This is a genomic window from Moraxella sp. K127 (assembly GCF_015223095.1).
Lineage (GTDB): Bacteria > Pseudomonadota > Gammaproteobacteria > Pseudomonadales > Moraxellaceae > Moraxella.
The window spans coordinates 15927-30119 of sequence record NZ_JADFBZ010000039.1 but is presented as its reverse complement, the minus strand read 5'-3'; the positions used below and the strand labels follow the sequence as shown (position 1 = coordinate 30119).

The following is a 14193-nucleotide window of genomic DNA, read 5'->3' as shown; positions in this document are numbered from 1 at the left end:
TGGAAGCGGTTTTTTTGGTGAGATTATAATATAACCTGAACATCAAGGTCCACTAACAGTCGATTATGCGCATCGCTTGTTGTGGTATAGACATTGTAGATATTACCCTCATAACGCTCACCTGTAATATCACCTTCTTGATTGGTATAGTAGTACTTGGTGTCGCCATTAACTACTGTACCCTTCACAGTACGCCCATCATCAAGAGTAAACATATCTTCTGCTTTCTTTGCAACTGCATTACCGTTGGCATCGGCAAGACTTGTGGAAACTTTGTTCCAAAAACTAGAGTCTAATAGCTCTAATTTGCTATTTGCAGTATCGCCATCTAATAGCATATCTTTATTTACACCATGCTCGGCAAAATTATTGTTTACAAATAGCTTATCTGTCGCCCTAAATGTGTTGACATAATGTTTTTCACCAGTTATATCTACACGCTCAAAGTTGGTAATATTATCAGAGCTGATAACTACATTTTGGTTGGCAGTATTGAATACACGAAGTACATCAGTGCCTTCACCACCATCCACCTTACCATCAAGTCTGCCATAACCATAATGGAATGCATCATTGCCTGCACCCAAGTTAATCGTAGAATCGGTAGATATATTGTAACCAATCACCAAGGTATCATTACCATCGCCCATGTCAATCTTAGAATGGGCATTCACAGCAATGTTATTCTTGTGTCCAGAAATATGCACATGGTCATTGCCATTCCCTGCATCGATAGTGCTATAGTTTCCAAGTTGACCGCCCATGCGCAAATCATCATTGCCATCGCCCAATGTCATTGTGGTGATATATGAATTTTTCTCAATCTTCACCGTGTCATTACCAGCACCCATGTGCAAAATTGTGTTTACACCTCCATGACCTGTACCAAACTCACCTCCCGTATACAAATAGTCATTGCCATCGCCCATATCAATGCGGATATTGGAGGTAACATCACCTGCAACATAAAGTGCATCATCCCCCTTACCCATACTCACATCAAAAGCATTTCTTTGTTTCGTATCATAAGTGGTAATTTGTCTGGCGTAAATTGTTTGATTATCGACATCAGAATCATCCCAAGAAGTAAGATAATTTTTCGTTTTGTTATTATCTATATCACCCCTTCTTTCATTGCCCGCCCCACTTGGCATCTGCTTGCCTGTAGAGCTTATGGGCGTGTCTGCTGCGGAGAAACTTCCTTCCCGACCACTTCCATCAGCATATTCATTATTATAAAATGCATAAAGATCACTAATGATTGATTTTGGTTGATTACCAGCTTTGTCAATCATACTGATAGCTACAGGTATATCATTTTTATCTCTCCTGCTCCAGTAAATATTATTGACACTATTTTGGTCTTTAGGGATGTCGTTACCTTCAAGTTGCATTGTCCACTCACCATTTTCGGCCACAACAGCCTTAGGAGCACTACTGTACTTGCCATTACCATCTTTACTAACAAAGATAGTGCCGCCAATTTCCTTGCTAACCCCCTTCAAGATATGAGTTTTTGGATCGTAACTAGTTACAACCGCTTGCTCGGCAACAGTATCTAGGCGCATACTCTCTGTTTTTTCAGCAAACTCTTCTTTGGTATTGCTATCAAAAACACGAGCCTTGTACACATAGTCAGTGCCAGCAGTAGTAACTGACTGCAAGTCATCTTCAAGCGTGTATACCTTATCATCAGTGGCATTTTTCTTAAGCCCACTCTTATCAAGAACACGGTCTATAGTTAGATTGTTGGTTACTGGGTCTTTAATATAGCGCACCAATTGCAAAGTTTCGTTGGTTTGTAACGCCTGATTTAAGGTGATGGTCAGTGTTGGTGTGGTGTCATTGGTTACCGCACCATTGGAGATATTGCCTGTATATTGCCCATCTATTCCTACCTCACTGCCTGTGCCATCATCATCATTTATGATTAAGCTGCTAATCTGGGTCGGTGCTGGCTTTTTGGAGGTGTCGTTGATGGTTACCGTGCCGCTAGTTTCACCGCCCACAGTGTAGTTAAAGCTTTCGGCGGCGGCTTCGGTCGCATTATCCGCCTTCACTGTGGTGGTGATGGTAAACTCGGTTACACCTACAGGCACGATAAGTTTAGTACCATCTTGCGATAGTTTTACGCCATTGTTAAATTCTACCTTGTCAAAGTCATCGGCATTTGCACCAGCAAGGTTTTGATTGTAATCAAGCTCGGTCTGTTTATCAGATGCACGATTTAGGGTAACCGTGGTCTGGATAGATTGGCCTTCTGCCACTGTAGTGGCTGCATTGGCATTGGTAATAGATTGCACCGCCAAAGCAGGTGTGGTATCGGTGATGGTCGCTTCATTACCGTCCACGCCGCCTACGGTGTATTTGACCGTTTCATTGCCTTCGCTTAGATTGTCGGTCTTGACAGGGGTAGTGATGGTAAACTCGGTTACACCTGCAGGCACGGTTAGTTTGGTGCCATCTGTCGATAGTTTTACGCCATCGCTAAACTTCGGTGCATCAAAGTCATCATTGCTGGCAGTGCCTGTGCGTTTGATTGCAAGCTCGGTTTGCGCACCTGCCACTAGTTTGACGGTGGTTACTAAATTACCACCCTCTGATGCAGGTTTGGTTTTCACGCCATCATTGGCGCTGTTATCGATAGTGGCAGCGCCCTTAGAAGTGTCGTTAATGGTAATGAGTTGATTTGCATCTACACCGCCCACTTTCACCTTAATGTTTTCGGCGGTTTCGGTCTTGCCATCTGCGTTAATTGGCGTATCGATAGTAAAGCTATCCACCCCTTTTGGCACATTGATAGTACCATTGACAGAATCATAAGTAATCTTGCCTTTGGTCTCATCATAATCTTTAAATGTAGGCGTGCCGATATCAGCTGCATCTGCCGTGCCTGTATATTCTAGTTTCAAGGCAGGGTTGCCATTGGCATTAGTCAAGGTTACTTTGGTAGAGATGGTTTGACCCTCGTCCACAGCGGTTTTGCCTGTGTTATCTACCACGCCATCATTTTGCACGCCTGCACTTGCTGGCGCCTTGGCAGATACGGTGGTGGCAGGCATGGCAGGGCTTTCGTTGCCTGCTTTATCGGCAGCGCTTACCTTAACTAAAGAATTGTCTTTGACCTTATCGGCAGGCAAAGTTGCCTTGCCATCTACCACTTGTACATCGCCATTGGCAGGGTCTGGTTTCCAAGTTTTGGTAGCGCCATCGTATTTTAAGGTCGCTGTTTTGTTAGCGCCCTGCTCTGGCGTGTACGAGATGGTTACTGTGTCGCCATCTTGTGGATCTTTTGGCAAGTCCGCCGTTACACTACCATCGCTATTGGCAACCGGTGTTGGTGCGGTAGGTGCGGTGGTGTCCACATTTACGCTTACGGTAGCAGGATTTACCACGCCCACATTGCCTGCAGGGTCTTTAACGCTGACGCTAATGGTGTTTGCGCCATCTTTAAGCTCTTTGGTAGGCGTTGCGCTCCACTCACCTTTTTCATCAACTTTTACCTTCACTACTTCAGGTTTGCCACCGTCTTGGGCAGGGAAAGTTACGATAACGGTATCGCCTGCATTGCCCTTACCTTTGATAGTAGGCGTGGTGTCGCTAGTGATGTTATCGCCTTTGACACCTGTGTCAGACGCAGGGTCAAGGGTGGCGGTAGTGCCTGTCGGTGCTGTGGTGTCCACGGTTACCTTCACCACTGGCAAATCGGTCTTAGTGCCTGTGGTCTTGTCGGTAACTTCCACGCCAATTTGGTTTTCGCCTTCTTTGAGCGCCTTAGTGGGCACAACTTCCCATGTACCGCCTTTGCCTACGGTAACTGTTTTTTCTTCAGGCGTGCCATCTTTTGAAGGGAAGGTTACTTTGATAGTATCGCCTTCTTTACCTTTACCTGTAATTTTTGGCATGGTGTTGTTGGTGATACCATCGCCTTTATCGCCTGAATCAGAATTAGGATCAAGGGTGGCGGTGGCGGTAGGCTTGGTGGTGTTTATCGTGATAACCGCAGGATTTACCACGCCCACATTGCCTGCAGGGTCTTTAACGCTGACGCTAATGGTGTTTGCGCCATCTTTAAGCTCTTTGGTAGGCGTTGCGCTCCACTCACCTTTTTCATCAACTTTTACCTTCACTACTTCAGGTTTGCCACCGTCTTGGGCAGGGAAAGTTACGATAACGGTATCGCCTGCATTGCCCTTACCTTTGATAGTAGGCGTGGTGTCGCTAGTGATGTTATCGCCTTTGACACCTGTGTCAGACGCAGGGTCAAGGGTGGCGGTAGTGCCTGTCGGTGCTGTGGTGTCAACAGTGACCACAACAGGCTCGCTTGGGTCGCTGACTTGACTGCTCTTTTTGGTGGCTGTTGCGATTTGACTTACACCTTCGGACAGTGGCTGTTTTGGTGTTAAGATAACATTGTTTGGATTTTTTGGATCAGGCGTGGATGTACTTTCAACAACCTTGCCATTAATTACCAATACAGGTTCGCCATCGGTTGGTTTTGGTACACTAAATGATGGGGTTTTGTTGGTTGTAATATTGTCACTGTTGCTAACACCTGTGTCTGTTGCATCTGTCATATCAGGAGCAGTCGCAGGTTTGGTAGGCACTTTAGCGGTTGCAATATCAGGTTTACCATCACCGTCTTTATCGGTGGGCTTGTCGGTGTTAGTGGCTGTTGGATCTTCGGCTTTGGTAACCGATTCATCGTCATTACTGATACCATCACCATCGCTGTCAAGCTTGCCATCTGGGGTGTTACCATCACTGGTTGGGTTGGTTGGGTCTGTGCCGACAAGTTTTTCATCAGCATCGGTTACGCCATCGTTGTCGTCATCATCGTCTTGGCTGTCAGGTATACCGTCTTTGTCGGTGTCTACCATGGTGCTGTTATTTTTGGCAGGTGTTGAGGTGAGGCTATCAGCATCGTTACCTGCTTGGTCCTGAATGGCCTTGTTGTCTTTGGTGTCAGCTGGCTTGTTATAGGCGACCTTAACCTCTTGGTCTTTTAAGATCGGTGTTGGTACGTTAAGTATAACTGCATTACCACTAACCTCGACGGTTGGTATAACCTTTTTACCATCTACGGTAACTGTAAAACTTGTGGCAGGGGGTGGATTATTGACATCCAAAGGCTCATCATATGTCAAGACAATTTTATCGCCTGCACCATTGACCGCTACATCCACTTTAATGTTTTCGATAATGGGTGCTGCTTTGTCCGTCAAGTCGATTGTGTCAACAGATGGAATGCTACCTTCTTTTTCACCTACCATTGCAACAGGCTTGGCGTTATCAACAGAAGCAGGTGGGAAAGTGATTGCACCTGTTTTTGGATCGATATAAGGTGTTTTGCCGTCCGTGTTGGTGGTCGGCAAATCTTTGGTAGGATCGTTTGGATTTTTGGCGACCCAAGTGTCTGGCACACCATCGTTATTGGTATACCTAGTGGCAGTGATCGTGATAGGCTTGTTAGACCCTTCTGGGGTATAAGTGGTTTGAGTTTGGGTGTTGCCATCACCTGGTGTTGCAACAATATCCCCATCTTTTTGACCTGTGACAGGCGGTTTTACTGCCACGTCTGGGCTTTGAGCTGGGCTTGCTGTGGCGATTGTTGGCGTACTACCTTCTTTTTCACCCACCATTGTAACAGGCTTGGTGTTATCAACAGAAGCAGGTGGGAAAGTGATTGCACCTGTTGTTGAGTCAACATAGGGTGTTTTGCCGTCTGCAGTAGGTGCAGTTGGCAAATCTTTGGTAGGATCGTTTGGATTTTTTGCTGTCCAAGTGTTGGTAGCAGGGTCATAAGTTGCGGTGATGGTCTTAGTATTACCTTGTTCGTCAGTGTAGGTAGTACTTGTTTTGGTGTTGCCCTCACCTGGGGTTGCGACAATGTCAGCCTGTTGTGGCAAACCTGTTTGGGTAACTGTTGGTTTATTAGCGACCACTTTTGGTGTGTTGGCAGGATTTGTGGCGTCTTGTGCTGAGCCATTGTCTGTTTTGCCGACGGTGGTGACGGGTTTGTTGTTGTCAACCGAATCTTTGGGTAGGGTTAATGTGCCATTTTTGTCATTAACCCAAGGGGTATTGCCATCTGTTGGCGTGGTTTTGACTGGTTTGCCGTCTTGTGTGGCACTGTAACTACCATCTGGGTTTTTGGTAACGGTGATGGTCTGTGGTTTACCTGCTTCATCGGTGTAGCTTGTAACAATCGAGGTGTTGTCGTTGCCTGGTGTGACAGTGATAGGATAGTCTGTTTCACCACTGTTAATGGTTGGAATATTAACCGATGGGGTATCTGGTAAGTCCACATTGTTTTGCAATGAGGGTTTATTGTCGGTGGTTTTGGTAACCTGTGCGGTTACAGGGGTGTACTGTGAGGTATTAACCAAGCTGGTTGGTATACTGATAACGCCAGTTACAGGGTCAATCGATGGTTTGTCGGTTGGTGCCTTGGTTGTGTCGGCGGTGGTAATGGACGTGTTGCCTGTTGTTGCTTGCCATTGATCGCCAACTTTGGTGGCGGTGATGGTTTGTGGGTTGGCGTTGCCACTGCTTGGTGTATAGCTTACAGTCACTTCGCTTGCATTTGTAGTGTTAGGCTTTGGATTGATTGTCGCAAAGTTATCGCCATCTTTGTTAACAGTGTCAACATCAGGGGTTTGGGTAACTGCGTCATCGGCTTTGCCATCTGTAAAGCCTTCTTTTTTGGCGGTTACTTCGACTGCTTGACCATTTTTGATGTTGTCGATGACTTTTTGGTAGTCTACCAAACTTAGACTGTAATTGCCAAGACCTGGGCTGACAAGCTGATTGATACTAATATCATAGGTGTTACTTGCTGGATTTGTATCAAGTGCTTTTAAGGCATCAACGGTGGTTTCGATAGGGGTAAGTCCTGGCAGATTGATAGAAATTTTTTCAGCACCTTCTGACAACACAATAGACAGTTTGGCATCGGTAGGGTTTTGAGAAGGACCGATTTTTAGTTCTACAGGTAAAGGTTTTGGCTGTGGTGTTGGTGTTTGTGTGTCAGCCACAGGTGCTTTGGTGTTGTCATTGTCGTCGCCAGCCAATGCACCTACCGCAGCAATACCTGCGATGCCCACAAGCCATGGCATGATGCCAAAGCGACTGCCTTCTTCTGCACCAATCCACCATGGCGCAGGATAGCCTTGACCGCCTAGGGCTTGACCTTCGATGTCACCGATGACAAGCTCGGTAACATAGTCCTGAGTTAGACCTGTATCTGGTACATAGTAGTGGTATTGACCGCTTTCGGCTTGTCCGATGAGTGCTGATTTGTCATAATCATAGAAGTTTTCGATGATTAGGTCGGACTCTTCGGCATTCTCTTCAAAAGAGACATGCAAATCTTTACCAACACGCTTGGTGACGATGTGGTCAGGACCACGACCTGTGGCATCGTTGATAAGCTCGTAGTTGGCATTACGATTGGCTTTGATGATGGTGGGTTGACCGTCTTTGGTGATGACCTTTGCTTCGGCAATGGTCTGAACGCTGTCATTAACTTTTACACTGATAGATTTCATAAATTATCCTTATACTAAACTACATGATGATTATTGTGACACAACAACACGGCGATTTTTATAACGCCCCGCTTGGGTATTGTTGGTTGCAATAGGTTGAGATTCGCCATGACCGATGGTAGATAGGCGAGATTTTTCAATGCCATGATTTTTTATCAACAAATGTTTGACTGTTTTGGCACGACGTTCAGAGAGTTTTTGATTATAACTGGCAGCACCTGTTGAGTCGGTATGCCCTTCAATGGTGGCATTGGTGCTAGGATGCTGTTTTAGAAAATTGGCAACTTCGCTAAGGTCTTTTTGAAAAGATGATTTGACATGACTTTTGTCATGGTCAAATTGGATGGTTAGATTTAAAGTATCAGATTCTGTCTCATAAGACTTATCCATCTGCACCGCATAAGACGGCTGATTAGGCTGCACATTAGATGACCAAACAGATGATACATAGGAAGACTGGCTAGGCTGTACGTGTGTCTCTGCCCTTACAGGAATAATTACCAAAGAAGAGGCTTGGGGGGGGGTTACTTGTTGCTGGCTGTATTGCACCGAAGCACAGTCATCAGGCTGTGGCAGACGACTAACCTGATGAGCCTGACGGCGTACCCCTTGGATGAGTTCATGAGCCCGATTGGCATTTATCTGCACCAGATTGGCTTTATGATTATTGCCAGCTTGTACCACAAAATATTGTATCTGTTTTGGGCTCAGATGGGTGCGGATGGATTGGGCGGATAAATCGTTGGTTTTTTTGCCCGTGGGAACAGCACTGATTTGGACATTGCCTGCACATGCCACACCAGATGTATAATGTCCATCTTGCAGGCTAGTTAGATAGCGGTCATTGATGGCAATGTTGGTGCTAGACTGCTCAGAAGATTCTGCATTGGCAAGCGGTCTGATGAAAACCACACCACCAGCATTATCATGCGTGGCTAGATTGGTAAACTCATCTACCGCGCCTTGACTTGACATCTTCCATGTAACTTGATTGCCTAAACGTACATCGGCATGCGCATGAATTGCCATCATCAGTGCCGAACCGATGAAGGCTAATTTTTTTAGTTGCATGGCAACTCCTCATAAACATAAATTATGGTAACTACTTGCATAATACATTTAAAACTCATTTTTGTGTGGTATGCCTGTCATGATACTTTTTAAACGACAATACATCAACATCACGGCAGACTTTGGGTTCACAAAATGCCTTTTAAATCATGCTCATCATCTCGTTTTTGTGGCAATCAAACCCATCTTAGTTGTAAAATTATGCAAAAATACCGTCAAAAATTGTCACACCGCTGACAAAAAATGTCACAGATGTACAATTTTTAATACAGTTAAGCTTATCATGACACTTTATCTCATGTCAGTTATGATAAGCTTTTCCAAAATTCACACAAAAGATAAGATTGACATTTATCATGTTGCAAAAATCATGCCAAGCAAAACAGTCGGATATAAACTGCTTGGACATCAGAATTTACTTGACTTATTACAGCTGTTTGATTTTATCAACTTATATCATTATAAAAATCAATAACATACCATTTCTTCAGTTATAAATAAAAGTTAACTACCAGCAAAATGTTTATTTATTGTTCATGATTTGGCAGTATGTTTTTACATAAGTTTACTTAAAAACATACATTTCGTCACAGTTTGAGTTGTTTATTGATTATAAATAATAGGGCGTACCTACCATTTGATAACATTTTTATAAAATAAGATGAAAATTTAAAACTTTTATCTATTTTTGCATGAAAAATGGCTATCCGACCACTTAATTTAAAAAGTTAAGTTAAAATCTTAAAATTTACCCAGTTAAGTGGTCGGATTGTGGCTCGAAGTCAAAATCCTTGTTGATATTTCAATATCAACGGCGAACTTTTCCTTGAAAAACGTGCGATTCCCCTGCTTTTTTAAACAGGTGTTTTCCATTGCAAATACCAAAGGTAGGCACGTCCTAAAAACAGAGAAATCATCTGCTTTAAAAAACTTAATTCATGAATGTCATCAAGCATGTTTTGACAGCAGGCAAATCAACCCCAAAAAGCAAATGAATCAGTCATAAGTCATGGAGTAAACTAAGAAAACAAATGGTATGCAGACAGATACCGCAGAAGGGATGAAATGATGGGATATAGATAGAGTTACATCAAAAAACCCTTTGAAATAAGCATTTCAAAGGGTCAGATATGGAGCTCTTGGCGAGAATTGAACTCGCGACCTCTTCCTTACCAAGGAAGTGCTCTACCCCTGAGCTACAAGAGCAAATAGTTTTGCTAATAAATGGAGCGGGTGGCGGGAATCGAACCCGCACCATCAGCTTGGAAGGCTGAGGTTCTACCACTAAACCACACCCGCATGGGTATTTGGTAGGGAAATATGGTGGTGGGGGAAGGATTCGAACCTTCGAAGCTTTCGCGACAGAGTTACAGTCTGTTGGGTTTGACCGCTCCCCAACCCCACCAAGTGGTACAGGCATGTCTTTTAATGGTCTGTTAAAAGATTAAGCCCAACAAAGGGGCTTGACCTGAAAGGTTTCTTAGGAGTGGTGCCGGCTGCCGGAATCGAACTGGCGACCTACTGATTACAAGTCAGTTGCTCTACCAACTGAGCTAAGCCGGCGGTGTTTCCTAAGTGGTGCGTATGATACCATAGTTTTTGATTTGTGCAAGTATTTTTTTAAAAATTTTTAAAATTATTTTATAAGTCCCTGTTTTTTATATTAATTGTTTTCTGGCAGTGGGCTTGGTATTTTTTATTATTTGACATACAAATCATTCGCACGCCTGCCGATGTTTTTGTATAATGGCATCATCCTATTTTTAAAAGAGTACAAAAATGACAGCAGAGATGATTTTGAGCATTTGTCTTGGTATTGGCTTGGCAGCAAGCTCAGGCTTTCGGGTGTTTGCGCCATTGTTTGGCATGTCGCTGGCAAGCTATTTTGGCATATTGCCCTTAGGTGAAAGCTGGCTGTGGCTAGGCAGTACGACCGCCTTGGTGATTTTGGTGGTGGCGAGCATCGCTGAGTCCATGTCTTATTTAGTGCCATTTGTGGATAATTTGCTTGACACTATTGCCGTACCACTGGCAGGCATGGCAGGCAGTCTGACCGACATGAGTCCTGCGATGACATGGGCGCTCGCCATCGTGGCAGGGGGCGGAGCGGCAGCGACCAAAGACCACAACCGCCGGTGCCAGAGCCGTTTCAACCGCCACGACCGCTGGTGTCGCCAACCCCGTCATCGGACTGGCAGAGACTGGCACCGCCATTGGACTGTCGGCACTTGCCATATTCGCCCCTGTATTGGCAGGGGTGGTTGCGGTCGTGGGTATTGTAGTATTTATTTGGCTTGTCGTTAAACTCAAAAACCGCCATAAGGCAAGCGAATCGGTGTGATTTGGCAAAAACCATTTGCAATTTATCCTAAATTTTTGTAAATTATCCCAAACCCACTTTTTAAGGACAAAACCATGCCTGCCTTACGAGACGACATTGACCCACAAGGACTTTTGGAATATTCGGTGGTCTATACCGACCGAGCGTTGAACCATATGTCTACCGAATTTCAAAACGTGATGAGAGACTTATCCGCCACTTTAAAAGAGCTTTATCATGCCGATGGCGTGGCGATCATCCCCGGTTCTGGCACATCAGGCATGGAAGCGGTCGCCCGTCAGCTTGCCACGGACAAAGACGTGGCGATTGTGCGAAATGGTTGGTTTAGCTATCGCTGGACGCAGATTTTGGAAAAAGGACGTATCGCCAAATCCACGCACGTTTTTACCGCCCAAATCCACGGCAATCCTGCTATATTCGCTCCTGCCGACATTAACGAAGTTACCGCCCATATCCGCCAAAACCGCCCAAGCGTGGTGTTTGCTCCCCACGTTGAGACCGCTTCTGGCATGATGTTGTCAGACGACTATATCAAGGCACTAGGTCAAGCGGTGCATGACGCGGGCGGGATTTTGGTGATTGATTGTATCGCATCGGGCTGTGTGTGGCTTGACATGAAAGCATTAGGCATTGATGTACTGCTCTCCGCCCCACAAAAGGGTTTGTCCAGCACGCCTTGCTGTGGACTTGTGATGATGTCTGAGCGTGCCAAAGAGCTGGTGCAAAGCACCGAATCTACAAGTTTTGCCTTAGATTTAAAGGTGTGGGCGAACATCATGACCGCCTATGAAAATGGCGGACACGCCTATCACGCCACCATGCCCACAGACGGACTAAGACAGTTAAGAGACACACTAAAAGAATGCCAAGCGATAGGATTTGACAAACTCAAATCTGCCCAAATCGAGCTGGGGCAAGCCATTTTGCAAGTATTAAATGACAAAGGGGTCATAAGCGTGGCGGATAAAGACAGTCAAGCGGTGGGGGTAATCGTCTGCCACGCCCCAAATGATGATGTACATAAAGGCGTGGCGTTTGCCAAAGTCGGTGTACAAATCGCAGGGGGCGTACCGCTACAAGTGGGCGAACCGTCTGATTATAAGAGTTTTAGAGTTGGGCTGTTTGGGCTTGATAAATTGACCGATGTATCAGGCACGGTGGCACGATTTAAGCAGGCGTGTGATGACGTTTTTTGATTTTCTTTGTTAATATGAAAAGCCCAATGTGATGTTGGGCTTTTTGTTTGTCTTATGCAATTATTCGGATTTCCCCACATCATTCGCCTTAACGAGCTTATCCGCCCAATCAAACAACTCATTCAAATCATAATCCCCACCATGACCCACACCCCACGCCAAGGCAAAATCCACGTTCTTGCCCTGATTTTGTAAGGCGGTCGCTAGTATCACAGGCACGGCAAGGGACGTATCATTATCCTTTGCCCCATGACGGATACGCCAATGCTCGGTGGGACTTTGGGCGATATAATTCATCGCATTCATCATCTTGATAGTGTGAGCGTCCGCCATGCTCCCTTGTCCGTATTTTTTGCCAAAGGCGGTAAAATGCTGATTGTTTACGGTCTTATCGCCAAACAAATTATTCTCGCCACTGGTTAAATCTATCGCATCAAACGCAGGTACGCCCTTGCCACGCCCTAGATACGCCAGATAACCGTCAAAATCCGCCACATAAAAAGGATTGGCAGATTTTCTTTGTGCCAAAAAGTCAAATTCCGTCAAATCCGTGCCATTTTTAAAGGCGGTATTGGCGGAGTTATTTAAATAATAAATCACTTCATCTTTAAAGGTGCCATTGCCATTATTATCCAATGTTAATGCTTGTCCGTTATGCCCTGTTAATTTTAACCCATTGATATAACTGGGAAAATTGGATTTTAATTCATTTGACCAAATTTTTTGCTCGTCCGTTAGGCTTGCCTTTATGCGTTCACGTTTGACGTTGTAGTCAAGCATAGAGATGTGCATTTTTTGATAATCAACAAACATACCATTAAATTGCCATTCATACGCCATGTCGGCATTTTCAAGATTGGTAATCGGAGCATAGGCGGACACGGCAAACACGCTGTCATCAGCATTTGTAATCGCCCCTGCCTTTTGTAGCTCGGCTTGATAGTCCGTGCTACCGCCACTTGCCCCCAAAAGTAGCGACATCGCCCCGCCTGCGGACGTGCCATTGGCGATAATGCGGTCAGCTCGCCCTGCCATGAGTGCGTCATTGGCTTTTAGGTAGGCAATGGCGGATTTTAAATCCACGATGACGGACGGGGCTTTGCCCGTGTAGTTGCCGTCCGTGCCAAGCGTCCGCCCCCTAGCCCCTGCACTTGCCACGACATAGCCACGCATGAGAGCGGTGGCAACACTACTGGTTCTTACTCTACCGTCTCGCCCTGCCCTACTCTCGGCAGTCATCGGCTTGGCGGGCATATATCCGCCCACGCCATTGGGGAAAAATATCGGGGCGGTGTCTGCCGTGTAGCCGTTGATAGTATCGCCTGTAAAATACACCTCAGGGATATAGATATTCATCACTTGATAATCAGGCTCGGTGGGGTTTGCCACATAGGGAATATTTTCAAAGGCACGCACGACAAGGCTTTGCCCGTCTTGGGTAATGGTCATGGTTTTGTAATTATTGGGGTTAAATGTTAAAGAGCTGGGTATGGCGGTCATGGCGAGCTTATCTGTATTTGCATTTGTGTGTGTATTTTGGGAAATGGGTGTGGTGCAGGCGGATAATCCAAATAATACGGCAAATGATAAGGAGGATAATGGGATAAATTTTGGCATGACTCGTCTCGGTAAATAATAGATAATAAGAATTGTCATTATCATATAACTTTTTCAAAACAAATAAAAGCCCATGTACAAAAATAAAAGTATTAGCAAAGTTTGGCAAATGATTTATTTCTATAAACTTTAGGAATGAGTGCATGATTATTGACCGACATCAAGACCGACATTGTCATTTGTGTTTATTATGTTTCAAATCCACAAAACTTTTGCTGAATTCTTACTATAATACTTGGTTATAAATTAATTTTATTTAAATAATCAATTTTTTGCAATATACAAATTTAGCAAAGCATTTTAATATTAAATCCATAAAAAAAATGTGTATTTAGGCGTGTTGAACTTTTATATTTGCAATGAAAAATGCCTGTTTAAAAAAGCAGGGGAATCGCACGTTTTTCAAGGAAAAAAACGC

Annotated in this window: 4 protein-coding genes, 4 tRNA genes and 2 pseudogenes; 3 read left to right on the top strand and 7 right to left on the bottom strand. The window is 44.7% G+C overall.

What is annotated here, in order from left to right; genetic code table 11:
• Positions 1-23 precede the first annotated feature (23 nt).
• The 6 genes from IM753_RS09225 to IM753_RS09200 all read right to left on the bottom strand — a co-directional run bounded on the left by IM753_RS09225 (position 24) and on the right by IM753_RS09200 (position 10184).
• Entirely contained in the window at positions 24-7550 is a 7527-nt protein-coding gene (locus tag IM753_RS09225; protein WP_194109150.1) for an Ig-like domain-containing protein, read from the bottom strand.
• A gap of 30 nt (positions 7551-7580) precedes the next feature.
• The gene (locus IM753_RS09220; RefSeq protein ID WP_194109149.1) at positions 7581-8621 is read right to left on the bottom strand and encodes an OmpA family protein; all 1041 of its coding nucleotides are present in this window, start codon (positions 8619-8621) and stop codon (positions 7581-7583) included.
• 1131 nt (positions 8622-9752) lie between these two features.
• Positions 9753-9827 (bottom strand) — tRNA-Thr (locus IM753_RS09215).
• Positions 9828-9846: 19 nt separating this feature from the next.
• A tRNA-Gly gene (locus tag IM753_RS09210) sits at positions 9847-9920 on the bottom strand.
• 22 nt (positions 9921-9942) lie between these two features.
• Positions 9943-10026: transfer RNA gene (locus IM753_RS09205), tRNA-Tyr, on the bottom strand.
• A gap of 82 nt (positions 10027-10108) precedes the next feature.
• A tRNA-Thr gene (locus IM753_RS09200) sits at positions 10109-10184 on the bottom strand.
• Positions 10185-10400: 216 nt separating this feature from the next.
• On the opposite strand from IM753_RS09200, the pseudogene IM753_RS13335 reads away from it, so the two are divergent.
• The 3 genes and pseudogenes from IM753_RS13335 to IM753_RS09190 all read left to right on the top strand — a co-directional run.
• Positions 10401-10679: pseudogene (locus tag IM753_RS13335) on the top strand (DUF4126 domain-containing protein); the annotation flags it as partial.
• A 124-nt stretch (positions 10680-10803) separates the two neighbouring features.
• Positions 10804-10962: pseudogene (locus IM753_RS13330) on the top strand (hypothetical protein); the annotation flags it as partial.
• A 74-nt stretch (positions 10963-11036) separates the two neighbouring features.
• Positions 11037-12158: an aminotransferase class V-fold PLP-dependent enzyme gene (locus IM753_RS09190; RefSeq protein ID WP_194109148.1), complete on the top strand. Its 1122-nt coding sequence runs from the start codon at positions 11037-11039 to the stop codon at positions 12156-12158.
• A gap of 60 nt (positions 12159-12218) precedes the next feature.
• On the opposite strand, the gene IM753_RS09185 is transcribed toward IM753_RS09190, so the two are convergent.
• Complete coding sequence (locus IM753_RS09185; protein ID WP_194109147.1) at positions 12219-13775, bottom strand: subtype B tannase; 1557 nt, start codon at positions 13773-13775, stop codon at positions 12219-12221.
• Positions 13776-14193 lie beyond the last annotated feature (418 nt).